Annotated in this window: 13 protein-coding genes; 8 read left to right on the forward strand and 5 right to left on the reverse strand. The window is 67.9% G+C overall.

What is annotated here, in order from left to right; genetic code table 11:
* Positions 1-182 precede the first annotated feature (182 nt).
* The 3 genes from ACFPZ3_RS41300 to ACFPZ3_RS41310 all read left to right on the forward strand — a co-directional run bounded on the left by ACFPZ3_RS41300 (position 183) and on the right by ACFPZ3_RS41310 (position 5,368).
* Entirely contained in the window at positions 183-2,261 is a 2,079-nt protein-coding gene (locus ACFPZ3_RS41300) for an alpha-1,4-glucan--maltose-1-phosphate maltosyltransferase (protein WP_379519814.1), read from the forward strand.
* Between the two features lie 71 nt (positions 2,262-2,332).
* Positions 2,333-4,033, forward strand: a complete 1,701-nt coding sequence (gene treS / locus ACFPZ3_RS41305) for a maltose alpha-D-glucosyltransferase (protein WP_379519815.1) — start codon at positions 2,333-2,335, stop codon at positions 4,031-4,033.
* Between the two features lie 3 nt (positions 4,034-4,036).
* On the forward strand, positions 4,037-5,368 hold the full coding sequence (locus ACFPZ3_RS41310) for a maltokinase N-terminal cap-like domain-containing protein (RefSeq protein WP_379519816.1): 1,332 nt from the start codon (positions 4,037-4,039) through the stop codon (positions 5,366-5,368).
* 159 nt (positions 5,369-5,527) lie between these two features.
* Here the strand turns inward: ACFPZ3_RS41310 and ACFPZ3_RS41315 are convergent, their stop codons facing one another.
* Positions 5,528-6,259 (reverse strand): DUF4328 domain-containing protein, encoded by a 732-nt coding sequence (locus ACFPZ3_RS41315; protein ID WP_379519817.1) that lies wholly within the window; start codon positions 6,257-6,259, stop codon positions 5,528-5,530.
* 196 nt (positions 6,260-6,455) lie between these two features.
* Here ACFPZ3_RS41315 and glgB point away from each other — a divergent pair, with 196 nt between their 5' ends.
* The 4 genes from glgB (at position 6,456) to ACFPZ3_RS41335 (ending at position 13,670) form a co-directional block, all read left to right on the forward strand.
* Positions 6,456-8,603: a 1,4-alpha-glucan branching protein GlgB gene (gene glgB / locus ACFPZ3_RS41320; protein WP_379519818.1), complete on the forward strand. Its 2,148-nt coding sequence runs from the start codon at positions 6,456-6,458 to the stop codon at positions 8,601-8,603.
* A gap of 106 nt (positions 8,604-8,709) precedes the next feature.
* A complete protein-coding gene (locus ACFPZ3_RS41325; RefSeq protein ID WP_379519819.1) occupies positions 8,710-10,644 on the forward strand; it encodes a S8 family peptidase in 1,935 nt (644 codons plus the stop codon).
* A 191-nt stretch (positions 10,645-10,835) separates the two neighbouring features.
* Positions 10,836-12,209: a S8 family peptidase gene (locus ACFPZ3_RS41330; RefSeq protein ID WP_379519820.1), complete on the forward strand. Its 1,374-nt coding sequence runs from the start codon at positions 10,836-10,838 to the stop codon at positions 12,207-12,209.
* Between the two features lie 105 nt (positions 12,210-12,314).
* A complete protein-coding gene (locus ACFPZ3_RS41335; protein WP_379519821.1) occupies positions 12,315-13,670 on the forward strand; it encodes a S8 family peptidase in 1,356 nt (451 codons plus the stop codon).
* 121 nt (positions 13,671-13,791) lie between these two features.
* Here ACFPZ3_RS41335 and ACFPZ3_RS41340 read toward each other — a convergent pair whose 3' ends face one another.
* The 3 genes from ACFPZ3_RS41340 to ACFPZ3_RS41350 form a co-directional block, all read right to left on the reverse strand.
* On the reverse strand, positions 13,792-14,046 hold the full coding sequence (locus ACFPZ3_RS41340; protein WP_379519822.1) for a hypothetical protein: 255 nt from the start codon (positions 14,044-14,046) through the stop codon (positions 13,792-13,794).
* On the reverse strand, positions 14,047-14,418 hold the full coding sequence (locus ACFPZ3_RS41345) for a DUF6247 family protein (protein WP_379519823.1): 372 nt from the start codon (positions 14,416-14,418) through the stop codon (positions 14,047-14,049).
* A gap of 106 nt (positions 14,419-14,524) precedes the next feature.
* Positions 14,525-15,481 (reverse strand): helix-turn-helix transcriptional regulator, encoded by a 957-nt coding sequence (locus tag ACFPZ3_RS41350; RefSeq protein ID WP_379519824.1) that lies wholly within the window; start codon positions 15,479-15,481, stop codon positions 14,525-14,527.
* Positions 15,482-15,536: 55 nt separating this feature from the next.
* Between ACFPZ3_RS41350 and ACFPZ3_RS41355 the strand changes: the two genes are divergently transcribed.
* Complete coding sequence (locus ACFPZ3_RS41355) at positions 15,537-16,157, forward strand: GNAT family N-acetyltransferase (RefSeq protein WP_379519825.1); 621 nt, start codon at positions 15,537-15,539, stop codon at positions 16,155-16,157.
* 6 nt (positions 16,158-16,163) lie between these two features.
* Here ACFPZ3_RS41355 and ACFPZ3_RS41360 read toward each other — a convergent pair whose 3' ends face one another.
* Positions 16,164-16,382, reverse strand: coding sequence for a DUF397 domain-containing protein (locus ACFPZ3_RS41360; protein ID WP_379519826.1), 219 nt, complete (start codon positions 16,380-16,382; stop codon positions 16,164-16,166).
* Between the last annotated feature and the right edge of the window lie 313 nt (positions 16,383-16,695).

Consider the following 16,695-nt stretch of genomic DNA (forward strand, 5'->3'; position numbering starts at 1 on the left):
AACCCCTTCCGGGAACAAGCATGAAGAGGGACTATTGGGGCAACTTTCCACGTTGTTGGACCTTCCGTCAGACACTCTCGGGAGGTCTATCCACTGCTGTCCACAATTTACATGCAAGGATCGTTCCTGCCAGGGAAAGCCTCCGGCGGCACCGGGAGTGCCGCCGCAAACCCTTGAATGCGATGATCGGACGAATTCCCATCACGGACATCTCCCCCGTCGTCGACTGCGGGCCGTGGCCCGCCAAGGCGGTCGCCGGCGAGACCTTCCAGGTCTCGGCGACCGTGTTCAGAGAGGGCCACGACGCCGTGGCCGCGGGCGTGGTGCTCACCTCGCCCGACGGGCAGCGTGGCCGCCTGAGACCGATGCGCGAGATCGCCCCCGGCACCGACCGCTGGGGTGCGGACGTGTGCCTGCCGGCCGAGGGCGACTGGCTGTTCCGCGTGGAGGCATGGAGCGACCCGCTCAGCACCTGGCTGCACGACGCCGAGATCAAGATCCCGCGTGGGATGGACGTCGATCTCATGTGCGAGGAGGGCGCCCGGCTGTTCGAGCGCGCGGCCAAGGCCGTACGCCCGGCCGACTGCCCCAACGCGCAGGCGCTCAAGAAGACCCAGCGCAAGCAGAACGGCAACGGCAACGGCGACAGCGCGTGCGGGCACCGGGCGGCGTTGTTGTCGATCGCGGCCACGCTGCGCGATGAGGACCTGGACCCGCGGGCGCGGCTGTCGATCGCCCAGCTCCCCGAGACGGCGGCGCTGCTGGAGGCGCATCCGCTCCGCGAGCTGGTGACCAGGTCCAAGTCGCACAAGGTCAGGGTGGACCGGCGCAGGGCGCTGTACGGCTCCTGGTATGAGTTCTTCCCCAGGTCAGAAGGCGCGATCGTCAACGAGCACGGCATCTCCAAGTCCGGAAATTTCCAGACGGCGGGGAAGAGGCTGCCCGCCATCGCCAAGATGGGCTTCGACGTCGTCTACCTGCCGCCCATCCATCCGATCGGCACCACGTACCGCAAGGGGCGCAACAACACGCTCAGCCCCGAGCCCGACGAGCCCGGCTCGCCGTGGGCGATCGGGTCGGAGGACGGCGGCCACGACGCCGTCCACCCCGACCTGGGCACGATCGAGGACTTCGACGAGTTCGTGGAGCGCACGCGGGCGCTGGGCATGGAGATCGCGCTCGACTTCGCCCTGCAGTGCGCCCCCGACCACCCGTGGGTGAAGGAACACCCCGAGTGGTTCACGATCAGGGCCGACGGGTCGATCGCGTACGCCGAGAACCCGCCCAAGAAATATCAGGACATCTACCCGGTCAACTTCGACAAGGACCCCGAGGGCGTCTACAACGAGGTCAAGCGGGTGCTGCGGCACTGGATGGACCACGGGGTGCGCATCTTCAGGGTGGACAACCCGCACACCAAGCCGGTGGCGTTCTGGGAGCGGATGCTGGCCGACATCCATCGGAGCGACCCCGATGTGATCTTCCTGTCGGAGGCGTTCACCAGGCCGCCGATGATGCGCATGCTGGCCAAGGTCGGCTTCCATCAGTCGTACACGTACTACACCTGGAAGAACTCCAAGGCGGATGTGGAGAGCTATCTCACGGAGCTCTCCCACGAGACGTCGTCCTATCTGCGGCCGAACCTGTTCGTGAACACGCCGGACATCCTGCACGAGTACCTGCAGCACGGCGGAGTGCCCGCGTTCAAGATCAGAGCGGTGCTGGCCGCGCTCGCGTCGCCCGCGTGGGGTGTCTACTCCGGGTACGAGCTCGGGGAGAACATCCCGGTACGCCCAGGAAGCGAGGAATACCTGGATAGTGAGAAATATCAATACAAACCACGCGATTGGGTTACGGCCGAACGCGAAGGACGGAGCCTGGCTCCCTTCATCACCCACCTGAATTTGTTCCGAAGAGCGCATCCGGCGCTGCAAGAATTGCGTAACCTACGGTTCCACAGGGTCGATCAACCGGACATCGTTTGCTTCTCGAAACGGCTCCCGGGCGCCTACGACGTGGCCACACGAAGGCACGGAATGGGCGACGTCATCCTGGCGGTCGTCAATCTGGACCCCCACCACACCCACGAGGCGACGGTGGATCTGGAGCTGCCTGCCATTGGTCTCGACTGGAACGCGGAGTTCGTCGTCGACGACGAATTGTCAGGCGAGTCGTACCGCTGGAGGCAGAGCAACTATGTACGCCTCGACCCCCACATCCAGCCAGCCCATATTCTCACCGTACGAGCCGCGCCACGGTAGAACAGAATTCAGCGGGGAGTCTTCGACGTGTGTGAAAGCGCCTCCCTCATGAGCCACCTGCGGGGCGACTCATGAGCTCCACACCCATTCCCAACACCTTCGACGAGGAAAAGCCGCGCGACCCCTACTGGTACAAGCGGGCGGTTTTCTATGAGGTCCTGATCAGGGGATTCGCCGACTCCAACGGCGACGGGACCGGCGACATGAAGGGTCTGATCAGCAGACTCGACTATCTGCAGTGGCTGGGGGTCGACTGCCTCTGGTTGCTGCCGCTCTTCGATTCGCCGCTGCGCGACGGCGGTTACGACATCGCGGACTTCATGAAGATCCTGCCCGAGTTCGGCGACCTCGGGGACTTCGTGAAGCTGGTGGACGAGGCGCACAAACGCGGCATGCGCGTCATCGCCGACCTGGTCATGAACCACACGAGCGACGCCCATCCCTGGTTCCAGGCGTCCCGGCACGACCCCGAGGGGCCGTACGGCGACTTCTACGTCTGGTCGGACACCGACGAGAGATACCAGGACGCCCGGATCATCTTCATCGACACCGAGACCTCCAACTGGACCTACGACCCGGTGCGCGGCCAGTACTACTGGCACCGCTTCTTCCACCACCAGCCGGACCTCAACTACGAGAACCCGGCCGTGCAGGAGGCCATGCTGGAGGTGCTGCGGTTCTGGCTCGACCTGGGCATCGACGGGTTCAGGCTGGACGCGGTCCCCTACCTCTTCGAGGAAGAGGGCACCAACTGCGAGAACCTGCCGAGGACGCACGAATATCTCAAGTCGATCAGGTCCGAGGTCGACCGGCTGTTCCCGGACCGCGTACTGCTGGCGGAAGCGAACCAGTGGCCGTCCGACGTGGTGGAGTACTTCGGCGATCCGGTCGGTGGCGGGGACGAATGCCACATGGCCTTCCATTTCCCGCTGATGCCCCGCATTTTCATGGCCGTACGCCGGGAATCGCGCTACCCCATTTCCGAAATTTTGGCGCAAACGCCGAAAATTCCGGAACATTGCCAATGGGGAATCTTCCTGCGCAACCATGACGAGCTGACGCTCGAAATGGTCACGGACGAAGAACGCGACTACATGTACACCGAGTACGCCAAAGACCCCCGTATGCGGGCGAACGTCGGCATCCGCCGCCGCCTGGCACCCCTGCTGGAGAACGACCGCAACCAGATCGAGCTGTTCACCGCCCTGCTCCTGTCGCTGCCCGGCTCCCCCGTGCTCTACTACGGCGACGAGATCGGCATGGGCGACAACATCTGGCTCGGCGACCGCGACGGCGTGCGCACACCCATGCAGTGGGACCCCGACCGCAACGCCGGCTTCTCCGACTGCGACCCCGGCCGACTCTACCTGCCGGTCATCATGGACCCGATCTACGGCTACCAGGGCATCAACGTCGAGGCCCAGCAGAAGAACGCCGGCTCGCTGCTGCACTGGACCCGGCGCATGATCGAGATCCGCAAACGCCACCCTGTCTTCGGGCTGGGCGGTTACGCGGAGCTCAATTCCTCCAACCCCAGCGTGCTCGCCTTCGTCAGGGAACTCGGCGACGACCGGATGCTCTGCGTGAACAATCTGTCACGATTCCCGCAACCTGTGGAGCTTGATCTGCGGAGGTTTGTCGGCGTCTCCCCTGTGGAAACCATGGGAGGCGTACCATTTCCGGCAATTGGCGAACTTCCGTATCTTTTGACGCTTCCCGGGCATGGGTTCTATTGGTTCACACTCCCGCCGGCCATCACCCAGGAGGAGTAGGACGTGCTTGACGAGCTCCTTGCCGCTTGGATCGGCCGCCAGCGTTGGTTCGGCGGCAAGGGGCGCCCGATCGACGAACTGTCGATCGACTCCGACGTCGAACTGACGCCCGGGCTGCGACACCTGGTCGCGGCCGTCTGGCAGGAGGGCTCGCGCGACCGCTACCAGGTCCTGCTGGGCGAGCGGGCCGAGATCCCCGACCGGCTCACGCACGCGCTCATCGGCACCATCGGGGAGACCTACCTCTACGACGCCGTGCACGACTCCGACCGGATGAGCTGGCTGCTCGACGGCATGGCGCACGACGAGACCCGCAGCGGCCTGCGGATGCGCCACGTGCCCGGCGTCACCATCGACACCGCCCCGCGCAGCCTGGTGCTGGGGGCGGAGCAGTCCAACACCTCCCTCGTGTACGGGGACGCCTACATCTGCAAGCTCTTCCGCCGGCTCATCCCGGGTGTGAACCCCGAGCTGGAAGTCATCGCCGCACTGGCCGCCAGGGGCGCGCCGCACATCGCGCAGCCGTACGGGTGGATCGAGACCGACCTCGACGGCACCGACACCACCCTGGCGATCATGCAGGAGTTCCTGTCCCCCGCCAACGACGGCTGGGACCTCGCGCTGGCCAGCGTGCGCGACCTGTACGCCTCGCTGCCCGAGGTCCCGGCGGGCGAGGCGGGCGGCAACTTCGCGGCCGAGTCGCTGCGGCTGGGCACCGCCACCGCCCGCGTCCACCACGAGCTCGCCGCCGCCTTCCCCACCGACGTCGTGGAGATCCCCGAGATCAAGCGCATGGCCGAGTCCTTCCGCCGCCGGCTGGGCCGGGCCGTGGCGGAGGTTCCGGAGCTACGGCAGCATGTGGGCGCCATTGAGGACGCCTACCACCAGGTGGAGCTGCTCACCAGCGAGGTGCCTGTGCAACGCGTTCACGGCGACTACCACCTCGGTCAGGTCATGCGCACGCCGACGGACTGGGTGATCCTGGACTTCGAGGGCGAACCCGGGCAGCCGCTGGCCGAACGCCGGGCGTTGTACTCGCCGCTGCGGGACGTGGCGGGGATGTTGCGCTCGTTCGACTACGCGGCCCGCCACCTGCTGGCCGGCCGCTCGGATGCCGCGCTGCTGGAGCCACGGGCCCAGGAGTGGGCCGACCGCAACCGGACCGCCTTCCTCGACGGGTACATCGAGGGCGGCGGTGTGATCACGCCGGCGGACGCGGCGCTGCTGCGGGCGTTCGAGCTGTCCAAGGCGGTCTATGAGGTCGTGTACGAGGCCCGCAACCGGCCCTCCTGGGTCCCCATCCCCCTGGCCGCCTTCCGCCCCCGCACCACCTAGAGCTCTTCTGACCGCCTTCCGTCCCCGCAGCGCCTAGAGCTCTTCGATCAGGCCGGACAAGCCCTCGTGGCCGAGGCCGCGTGCCGCGCGCTGGTCGATGATCGTCTTCATGGGCAGCAGCAGGTCCGGCTTGACGCCCTGCTCGCGGAAGGGCCTCGGTCAGTAGGCCGGGTAGCCGGTGGGGACGCCGGGAGTGAGGTCGGGGTTGCGTTGTTGTTCCTGGGCGTCGGTGATCTTGCGGATGACGCCGATCGCCAGCACGGCCGCCACCACCAGCAACGCGATGCTCACCACGTCGAACCGCGCCGCCGCGGCGATGGTGTCCAGGTCGTCGGCGCTGAACAGGATCCGGCCGGCCAGGTTCGACACCAAGGAGGCCACGAGCCAGGCCGCCCACCAGGCGTCGATCAGCCCTTTCGACGGCGGGGCCGCCGCGTGGCCGGCGCGGGCGGAGGCGTACCAGATGTCGTCCACGATCTGCTTCGGGAACCAGAACGCGATGATCGGCACCAGCCAGCCGAAGAACACCCACGGCTTGCCGCGCCGGTGACCGCCGGGCGAGAGGATCTCGGCGTTGGCCCGCACCCGGAACAACCACACGAGGAACGCCACGATGACCAGCACGTAGACGGCGAACTCCAGGATGCCGGACAGGCCGTAGACGAGGTCGCCGGTGTTGATCTCCGACTCCGGCACGGCGGTGACGTCGGCGGCGATGCGGTCGACGAGGCCGGCGTACCAGAGGTCGATGCCCGCGGCGATGAGGCCGATCGCGGAGTCGCACACCAGGGCCGCGATGGCGAAGACCGCGAGGCCGCGGACCGGGCGTAAGCGGGGCGGTGGTGGGGGCGGGTAACCCTGGTACCCCGGGCCGGAGGGCGGTGGATACATGGCTTGGGCCTTTCTGGGGGGGATGCTGGCAAGCGCACCAGTATGTACGAGCCATGAAGCGGGAAAGGTCCGGTTATCCCGTCCCGGCATCTTCTTGTGATAAACCCGGGATTTCGCACTTCCGGTGATTGTCGCGGTGAAAGCGGGCAGTGCCTGGGATGGACGGTCATCGTAGGGCAGTGTTGGGAGCATGCCGATGAGGACAGAGCTCGACCGCCTGGCGGGCGGGGCACATCACGATCCGCACTCCGTGCTCGGAGCGCACCCCGTGTCGGGCGGGGTCGTTTTCCGCACACTGCGCCCACTGGCCGAACGGGTGCGGGTGGTCCTGGAGGACGGCTCTGCCCATGACATGAAACACCAGGCCCACGGGGTGTTCGAGGTGACCGTGCCGGGCCTGGACAAGGTGCCCGACTACACGCTCAACATCAAGTACGCGGGCGCGCAGCCGTACGAGCTGCAGGACCCCTACCGTCACTGGCCCACGCTCGGCGAGGTGGACCTGCATCTCATCGGCGAGGGGCGGCACGAGCGGCTGTGGGAGGTGCTCGGCGCGCGCGTCATGGAGCACCAGGACGTCCACGGCACCGCGTTCGCCGTCTGGGCGCCGAACGCGCGCGGCATCAGGGTCGTCGGCGACTTCAACCACTGGGACGGCACCGCCTACCCGATGCGGTCGCTGGGCCGGTCGGGGGTGTGGGAGCTGTTCGTGCCGGGGCTGGCGGCGGGCCAGCGGTACAAGTACCAGATCCTGGGCGCCGACGGCGTGTGGCGGGACAAGGCCGACCCGATGGCCAGGCGCACCGAGGTGCCGCCGCTGACGGCGTCGGTGATCGACAAGTCCGACTACAGCTGGCAGGACGACGCCTGGATGGTCGAGCGGCGCGAGGCGCAGCCGCAGTCCGGGCCGATGAGCGTCTACGAGGTGCATCTGGGGTCGTGGCGGCCGGGGCTGTCGTACGTGGAGCTGGCCGACCAGCTCTCCGAGTACGTCGCGGACCTGGGCTTCACCCACGTGGAGCTGCTGCCGGTGGCCGAGCACCCGTTCGGCGGGTCGTGGGGTTACCAGGTGACCTCGTACTACGCGCCGACGGCCAGGTTCGGCACGCCCGACGAGTTCCGTCACTTCGTGGATCGCATGCACCAGCGGGGCATCGGCGTGATGCTGGACTGGGTGCCCGCCCACTTCCCGATGGACGACTGGGCTCTGGCCCGGTTCGACGGCACGCCGCTCTACGAGCACGCCGACCCGGCCAGGGGCGAGCACCCGGACTGGGGCACCTACGTGTTCGACTTCGGCCGCAGGGAGGTGCGCAACTTCCTGGTCGCCAACGCGCTGTTCTGGCTGAAGGAGTTCCACGTCGACGGGCTGCGGGTGGACGCGGTGGCCTCGATGCTCTACCTGGACTACTCGCGGCGCGAGGGTGAGTGGACGCCCAACGTCTACGGGGGCAGGGAGAACCTCGACGCGGTCGAGTTCCTCAAGGAGATGAACTCGGTCTGCTACCGGGAGGCACCCGGCATCTCGACCGTGGCCGAGGAGTCGACGGCCTGGCCGGGGGTGTCGCGGCCGGTGCACCTGGGCGGGCTCGGGTTCGGGTTCAAGTGGAACATGGGGTGGATGCACGACACGCTCGAATACCTGCGGCACGAGCCGGTCTTCCGCCAGTACCACCATCACAAGATGACGTTCTCGCTGCTGTACGCGTACTCGGAGAACTACGTCCTGCCGCTGTCGCACGACGAGGTCGTGCACGGCAAGGGGTCGCTGCTGGGCAAGATGCCGGGCGACGAGTGGCAGCGGTTCGCGCAGTTGCGGGCGCTGCTGGCGTTCATGTGGGCGCATCCGGGCAAGCAGCTGCTGTTCATGGGCGGTGAGTTCGGGCAGGGCTCGGAGTGGTCGGAGGAGCGCGGGCTGGACTGGTGGGTGCTGGAGTTCGACGGGCACCAGGGCGTGCAACGGCTCGTCCGCGACCTGAACCGGCTCTATCGCGAGACCCCCGCGCTGTGGGAGCAGGACTCCCGGCCCGAGGGCTTCCGGTGGATCGACGCCGACGACGCCTCCGGGAACACCTTCTCGTTCGTCCGTTACGCGAACGACGGGTCGGCGGTGGCGTGCGTGGTGAACTTCAGCGGCGGGCCGCACGAGAACTACCGGCTCGGGCTCCCGTACGCCGGCCAGTGGACGGAGGCCGTCAACACCGACGCCTACGACTACTGGGGCAGCGGCGTGGGCAACATGGGCGGGGTGGAGGCCGTGGACGAGCCGTGGCACGGGCTCCCCTACTCCACGACGCTGCGGGTGCCGCCGCTCGGCGCGGTGTGGCTGACGCATGAAGCCTGAACCTTTGAGGTGTGGCCGCTGAAAGTTCGGTGAGAAAGCGGCCCGGGGGCCTGTGCGTGTCGGGCAAATCGCCCTAAACTCCGAGATCATCCCCCTCGGAGGACGCGTGCGATTCCGCCCCTTGATCGTCAGCTCGATCGCGCTGGCCCTGCTACCGCTGTCGGGCCCGGCCTACGCAGACGACCCGACGCCCACCCCAGCGCCGGCCGTGACGCAGACCCCGACACCGGCGGCCCCGACAGAGCAACCGCCCGCCTCCATCGATCCGAAGGAGAAGGTGGAGGACGGGTTAGGCGTCGACGGCGGCACCGAGCGGGCCGTCGTCGAGCTGACCGACCCTGCCCAGAACGCCCTCGTGGCGACGAAGGCGGCGGCCGACAGCGTGGACGTGCTGCTGCAACCGCAGAGCCAGTCGTTCATGGTCGTGGAGGGCACGGCTGAGGAGCTGGCCAAGCTCGCCGAGGATCCCCGGATCTCCTCCATCCACCGCGACCGTACGTACACACCGGCGGACGTCACCCCCAACCTCGCGCTCATCGGCGCCGACAAGGTGCACGCGGGCGGCAACACCGGCGCCGGCCAGGCCGTGGCCATCCTCGACACCGGCATCGACCCCGACCACCCCTGGTTCCAGGGCCGGATCGTGGCCCAGGCGTGCTTCTCCGCCAAGGAGGAGGCCGGTGTCGAGTCGCTCTGCCCGAACGGGGCCACCGAGCAGACCGACGGCAACGCGGCGGACGCCACCACGGCGCAGTGCCTGGCCGACGGCGTGAACCTGTGCGACCACGGCTCCCACGTCGCGGGCATCGCGGCCGGCACCGGAGGTGTGGCGCCGGGCGCGAACATCGTGGCGGTGCAGGTGTTCAGCCGGATCAACGACGAGGAGATCTGCGGCGATCCGTCGTGCGTGGTGGCCTACGAGTCGTCGCTGCGGCAGGCCATGGACTACGTGGCGAACCTGAACCAGCCGATCGCGGCGGTGAACCTGAGCCTCGGCGGCTACCTGTACGACACGAACTGCGACGGCACCGAGGAAGGCACGATCTTCAAGCAGAAGATCGACGCGCTGCTGGCCAAGAACATCGCGACCGTGGTGGCCGCGGGCAACGAGTCCGTCGAGGGCGTCTCGCACCCGGCCTGCGTCTCCACGGCGGTGTCCGTCGGGGCGAACGACAACGACGACCGCATCGCGGACTTCTCCAACGTGGGGAGCCTGGTGGACCTGTTCGCGCCGGGCGTGGACATCGAGTCGTCGGTGCCCGACAACGCCACGGCCGTCTACAGCGGCACCTCGATGGCGACCCCGCACGTGGCCGGCGCGCTGGCGCTGATGAAGGCGGCCTCGCCGCAGACCCCGATGACCGAGCTGATCGACAAGCTGAAGACCACGGGCCGCCCGTACACCTACGAGGCCAACGGCGCGCAGGTCACCACGCCGCGCCTGGACGTGGGGGCGGCCCTGGCCGGGGCGGCCACGCAGCCGACGATCACGCAAAGCCCGATCACGCAGCCGGCCCCCACGGACGACGCCAGCCCCGAGCCTGACGACTCAGCGAACCCGGCGCCCGAACCCGAGCCGGAGCCGGAGCCGTCCACCAGCCCCGTCCCGCTGCCGACCGTCACGGTAACGGTCACGACGACCGTCACGCCGACTCCGGCGGCCGCGTCCACGGTCTGCACGCGCGGCACCGCCGCCAAGAAGCTGACGGCCAAGAAGTGGGCCGTGGAGATCCACCGCAGCAGCGGCACGATTCCCGACGGCACGCTGACCTGCTACCTGAAGCTGATCAGCAAGTCGAGCAAGGTGTTCTCCGAGCTGACGAAGTCGTCGTCGCTGGGCAAGGCGTACCGCGTGCTGAAGAACACCAAGACCGGCAAGGCCAAGCTGGACAGCGCGCTGCTGACGGCCTGGCTGAACTGGGCCCACGGCACGAACGGCACCTCGACCCTGACCACCGCGGAGAAGGTGCGGCTCAGCAGCAAGCCGTCCGCGGCGGCGCTGAAGAAGGCAGTCACAAACGTCCTGAAAACCGTCAAGTAGCTAGATATCCGAAAAGGCCGGTCACTTCTGACCGGCCTTTTCGCTTCTGTCGCTATAGAGCAAAAAAGCCTCCAACGTTTCTCTGGGTTACTTACGTCACTGACATCACAGTTGTCACAGGTGGGGACGTATGCGGGCGTACGCAGCCGGGAGCCGGACGAGCTTCACGGCTCCAGCCTCGGGAGGAAATTGTGAGGCTACGGTCTCTCCTGGCCGGTGCGACGACGCTGGCCGCGGCAGCCGCCGTGCTCAGCGTGGCCCCGGCACTGCACGCCGACAGCGCCGACACCGGTGACCCGATCATCAGCCCTGCGCTGATCTCGGAGATTCAGACGAAGAGCAAGGTACGCTCCATCATTCAGCTCAAACCAGGCCAGAGCGTCCAGGCCGTGGCCAACGACCTGGAGCAGGCTTCCGAGGGGAGCCGGGTCCTGGAGGCGGCCCAGTCGCCCCACTTCTTCGTCGCCGAGGTCGACGTCCGGAGCCTGGACAAGCTCAAGAAGGACGCCCGCGTCCAGGCCGTCTACAAGGACGAGCTGAGCATGCCCTCGCTGGACACCAGTACGGCCCTGATCCGCTCGGACCGGGCCAACCAGGCAGGCTGGAACGGAACGGGCACCACGGTCGCCGTGCTGGACACCGGGATCGATCGGGACCATCCCTTCTTCGCCGGGCGGATCGTGGACGAGGCGTGCTTCTCCTCCTCCTCGGCCAGCGACGGCACGGTCTCACTCTGCCCGAACAACCAGCCCAGCCAGACGGGCCCGGGCGCGGCCGACGCCGAGACGACGCAGTGCATCGTCAACGGCGCCAACGCCTGCTCCCACGGCACCCACGTGGCGGGCATCGCGGCCGGCCGGATGACAGCAGGGGCGCCGGCCAGCGGGGTCGCGCCCGAGGCCCGTCTCCTGCCGATCCAGGTCTTCAGCCGCGTGGACAACCCGCTGACCTGCGCGCTGGGGGGTGCCCCCACGCCGTGCTTCCTCAGTTACACCTCGGATCAGAAGCTGGCTCTCGAGTACGTGTCGCGCGTGGTCAGGACGCACAACATCGCGGCGGTGAACATGAGCCTGGGCGGCGGGCAGTCGTACTCGCAGGCATGTGACGCCGACCCGAGCGCGGGGGCGGTCAAGCCGGAGTTCGACACGCTGGTGGGCTTGGGGGTGGCGCCGGTGGTCGCGGCCGGCAACAGCGGCTTCACCAACGGCGTCGCCTCGCCCGCCTGCATCTCCACGGCCGTCACTGTCGGGGCCACGGACAACGCGGACGCGCTGGCCTCGTTCACCAACCGGGGGGCGCTGCTCGACCTGTTCGCGCCGGGGGTGGCCATCACCTCGGCGGTGCCGGACGACGTGTACGGGGACAAGAGCGGCACCTCGATGTCCGCGCCGCACGTGGCCGGGGCGTTCGCGCTGATGCGGCAGCGGTTCCCCGAGTTCACGGTCGCGCAGAGCCTGCAGCGGCTGCGCGACACCGGCACGCCCGTCCAGTTCGACGCCTCCGGCACGACGGTGATCACGCCGCGCATCGACGTGGAGCGCGCCACCGCCAACCCTCAGCTCTGAGCCTCGCGTGGGTGAAGTGAAGGGGCCCGGCCCGGCCTCTTCACACCATAGGCATCACTACTACACTTACGGTGACAAAATCCCCCCGATCCCCCGGAGGAACAGTTGAGACTCTCGTCTCTGCTGGCCGGCGCCATCGCATTAGCCGCCACCTCGGCAGTGCTGGTGGCCACACCCGCGCTCGCCGACCCCGAGTCCAAGATCGACCCCGCGATCACCGCGAGCGGCGAACACCGCGCCATCGTCCGCGTCAAGCAGCCCGCCCAGGTGCAGTCCGTGCTGTCCAGCGCGGAGCAGGTCAAGCGGGACAAGAAGAACGTCGAGGCCGAGCCGCCCGCCGAGGTGGCCGGCAAACTGGACTTCTTCGTCTACCGGGGCACCCGCGCCGAGCTGGAGCAGATCGCCGGGCAGTCGGACGTGGTCTCGATCCGCAAGGACAAGCTCAACGAGCCCAGCCTCGTGGAGAGCATCCCGCTGATCGGCGCGGACCGGGCGCAGCGCTCCGGATTCACCGGCAAGGGCACCGCCGTGGCCATTCTCGACTCCGGCATCGACAACGACCACCCCGCCTTCGGCAAGCGCATCGTCGCGCAGGCGTGCTTCTCGGCCACCGACCCGGTCGACGGCTCCACCCCGCTCTGCCCGAACGGCAGCCAGTTCCAGATCGGCGACGGCGCCGCCAACGCCGAGACGGCCGCGTGCATGACGGGCGCCCCGCAGCCGCAGTACGGCCTGTGCTACCACGGCACCCACGTGGCCGGGATCACAGCCGGTCAGAAGACGGCCGAGTTCGCCGCCAACGGCGTCGCCCCGCAGGCCAAGATCGTGCCGGTGCAGGTGTTCAGCCGCTTCGACAACTCCCCGTACTGCGCGGGCCGCCCGGTCTGCATCCTCGCCTACGACTCCTCGATCCTGACCGGCATGGCCTACACCGACATGCTGGCCGACCAGTACAACATCGCCTCCGTGAACCTCAGCCTCGGCGGCGGCCAGTACGACGTCGCCTGCGACGAGGGCGACGGGGCCGACTTCAAGGCCGAGGTCGACAAGCTCCAGGCCAAGGGCACCGCGACGGTGGTCGCGGCCGGCAACAACGGCTTCGACGCCGCGGTGTCGTGGCCGGCGTGCGTCTCCAACACGATCGCGGTCGGAGCCACCGACAAGCAGGACGCCGTCGCGAGCTTCTCGAACCGGGGCACTCTGCTGGACGTGTACGCGCCGGGCGTGGCGATCACGGCGGCCATCGCCGGGAACACCTACGCCACGCTGAACGGCACCTCCATGTCCGCCCCGCACGTGACGGGCGCCTTCGCGCTGCTGCACCAGAAGCGCAAGCACGCGACGGTGGACCAGTCACTGGCCTCGTTGCGGCGCACGGGCAAGCCCATCACGTACACGAGCGCGGGGACGGAGGTCACCACGCCGCGCATCAACGTCTGGGCCGCCCTCCGCAGCCACTGATTAGACCGCACCCGCCCGTTGCCTGATTACCGGGTGGGCCGGCTGATACCCGCCCGAGCGGACCTCGCTCCGCTCGGGCTCTGCCCTGGAGCGCCAGCGCAACGACCGGCACCTGCGGTGCTCAGCCATACCAAGCGACTTGGATGATCTCCACCAGACGCCGATATTCGACGATCAGGTAAGTGATCAGTCCCGAGCCGCCATCACCGAACGTCTGGGTCCGCATCGGGGCGTCAGGTCGTTCTCCTAGGAAGGGATTGCCGTTCCAGGGCGCGACCTGAAGGAATACTGTCACCTCGTGGAACGCTGGGAGCGCTTCGGCTGGAAGGCCGGTGATCTGCTCGTCCACTTGTTTGCTCTTGCCGACGGTGTACATCTAAAGGTTGAGCTCCACACCTAGCTGGGATGCTCGTTCGGCGAGAACTTCCTGAAGCGGTCTTCCTGGCACGTATTCGCCGCGTTCGATCTGGTCCTGAACGCGAGCACCTTGCTCTAGAACGGCTTCGTACTCACCGGTTGCCTTCATCCTGGCCATGTGCCACCAGTGAGCGAGCAACGCATTGACGGGCCCAAGATCCAATTCCTCGGTGGCCTTGGCCATGGCCCGCCGATAGTCCCTGTCGAAGAAGCCACGGTCGGCAGGCGGAAGGCATGCACGGATGTTACGTGGGCTCCGATCGGCCTTCAGTGACTCCACGATCTGCTCAGGCGTCCGAATGCTGATCAGTTCGTGCGACTCGGCGGTCATGCCGCGACCTCCTTGTGCCGACAGGTACACCTACTACCGCAGCTTAGCCGTCCGCCGCCAAGCCAGCCGACCTGGTCAACCGATGGGTCGGCAGTCGTTGACCATCTTAGCCATCACTCGCCGCCATCAGCCGTCGCCCAAGGGCCTGGGCGGCCTCCCGGAGTTCGGGACACTTCACGATCCGGTACGGCGCCGGGATCACCGCGAGCTGCTCCGCGTACCACACCGGGTTGCTGGTGCTCCCCGCCAGGCGACTGGTCCCGGCGTCGAGCGACTCCAGCCGCCCCAGGGCACGGGGAAGGCAGCGCCGCACTATGTCGACGGGGGCGTCGATGACGACCTCGACGTCGTACTCCCATCCGACGGCGAGATGTTCCTCCAGCAGGGCGACCGGATCAAGGTCCTCAGGCAGGCCGAAGGTGTCGTCGAGCACCTCCACGTCACGAACCCGATCGATCCGGTACGTCCGCACGGCATCGGAGGCGTGGGACCAGCACAGCAGGTACCACCGGCCGTGGCGAACGACGACCGCCCACGGGTCGGCCTCGAAGTCCCGCTCCGACCCGGCCTCGGAGCGGTAGCCGAGCCGCACCCTCCTGCGGTTCGAGCAGGCCTGTACGAGGGTCGTCGTCATCTCTGGGTCGGGCCGGGCGGCGGCGCGGTCGAGTGCGGGCGCCGTGGTGCGCCGGATGGCCTCGACCTGGGCGGCCACCGGCTCCGGGAGCGCCCGCACGATCTTGCCGAGCGCGCTGCCGACCGGATCGGTGGCGTCACCCGCGTCATGATGGCCGTCGAGCACGGCCATGACCAGGCCGAGAGCCTCGGCGGTGCTGAACATCAGCGGCGGGAGCCGGAAGCCGCGGCCGACGCGGTAGCCGCCGTAGGGCCCGCGTACGGACTCGATCGGGATGTCGGCCTCGCGCAGGATCTCGACATACCGCCGGGCGGCCCGCTCCGAGACGCCCAGCTTGCCGGCGAGCCGGGCCGCGGTGATGCCCGGACCGGTCTGGAGGAGCTCGAGGGCCAGCAGCGCCCGTGCGGTGGGGCTGACGTCAGGGTTCACGGCTTTCCCACATTCCGGCGGTAGAACGTCCGGAATGGAACCTAGCATGCACAGGATGAAGGCCACGCATCCGCCGATCACGGCCGACCAGGTGAACATCGTCCCAGCCAACGAGGCGTCCTGGGACGACCTGGCCGCCGTCTTCGGCACCACCGACGCGGGCCGGTGCCTGTGCCAGAGGTTCAAGGTGATCGGCTGGATCTGGCGCGACTCCACGCAGGAGGGGCGAACCGCGATGCTCCAGACGCAGACCGCCTGCGGCGACCCGGCCGCCGAGGTCACCAGCGGGCTGGTGGCGTACGTGGACGGCGAGCCCGCGGGCTGGGCGGCGGTCGAGCCGCGCACGGCCTACCCGAAGCTGCGTACCTCTTCCGTGCCCTGGCGGGGGCGGGCCGAGGACAAGGACGACGACGGCGTCTGGGCGGTGACCTGCCTGGTGGTACGGAAGGGCTTCCGGGGCCGCGGCCTCACCTACCACCTGGCCCAGGCCACGATCGGCTTCGCTCGCGAGCGGGGCGCGCGGGCGGTCGAGGCGTACACGATGATCACCCAGCCGGGTAAGACGATCACCTGGGGCGAGTTGCACGTGGGCGCCCGTCAGGTCTTCGAGGAGGCCGGGTTCAAGGAGGTCAGCCATCCCACGGTCCGGCGCGTGGTCATGCGGATCGACTTCTAGAGGCTTCTAGAAATCGAATTCGCCCTTCTTCACGCCATCCACAAAGGCGTCCCACACAGCACTTCGAACGACGAACGGAGCCTTCTCGGGTGCCTCCGTGTCACGGATGCCCACCCGCCCTCCGGAGAGCACAGCCACCTCAAGGCAGTCGCCACCGTTCGAACCAGACTTCGATGCCTTCCGCCAAGACGCCCGGGCCAACTCGTCCGCCAGCTCGTCACTCATGACCCATACCTCTCCATCGACTCCCGGATCACGTCCTTGGTGATGTACATGGGGTGAGCCCATGCACGTATAGCGTCAAATCTCAGACTAATCGCCCTTACCTCCTCCATACGATCTGTTATCTGACCATTCGAAGCTGATTCCAGGTAAGCGGTGTCGAGCCCATACGTTGACGCGCTCCCCGGGCTGAAGCCCGGGGATTCTCGCCCGTGCCGCATGAGTTCATGTGGCACCTCGAAGGCTTCCTCGTTCGCTGGACTGCGCCACCGCACGCGGTGGTCTTACCGGCCCTCCGGAGGCGTTTAGCCTCTCC

This window comes from Nonomuraea insulae (genome assembly GCF_042656245.1).

Excerpts from the sequence above, each read along its gene's own strand:
- treS (WP_379519815.1), top strand. The coding sequence starts at position 2,333 with ATGAGCTCCACACCCATTCCCAACACCTTCGACGAGGAAAAGCCGCGC.
- ACFPZ3_RS41360 (WP_379519826.1), bottom strand. The coding sequence starts at position 16,382 with ATGAGTGACGAGCTGGCGGACGAGTTGGCCCGGGCGTCTTGGCGGAAG.
- ACFPZ3_RS41355 (WP_379519825.1), top strand. The coding sequence starts at position 15,537 with ATGAAGGCCACGCATCCGCCGATCACGGCCGACCAGGTGAACATCGTC.
- glgB (WP_379519818.1), top strand. The coding sequence starts at position 6,456 with ATGAGGACAGAGCTCGACCGCCTGGCGGGCGGGGCACATCACGATCCG.
- ACFPZ3_RS41345 (WP_379519823.1), bottom strand. The coding sequence starts at position 14,418 with ATGACCGCCGAGTCGCACGAACTGATCAGCATTCGGACGCCTGAGCAG.
- ACFPZ3_RS41315 (WP_379519817.1), bottom strand. The coding sequence starts at position 6,259 with ATGTATCCACCGCCCTCCGGCCCGGGGTACCAGGGTTACCCGCCCCCA.
- ACFPZ3_RS41300 (WP_379519814.1), top strand. The coding sequence starts at position 183 with ATGATCGGACGAATTCCCATCACGGACATCTCCCCCGTCGTCGACTGC.
- ACFPZ3_RS41340 (WP_379519822.1), bottom strand. The coding sequence starts at position 14,046 with ATGTACACCGTCGGCAAGAGCAAACAAGTGGACGAGCAGATCACCGGC.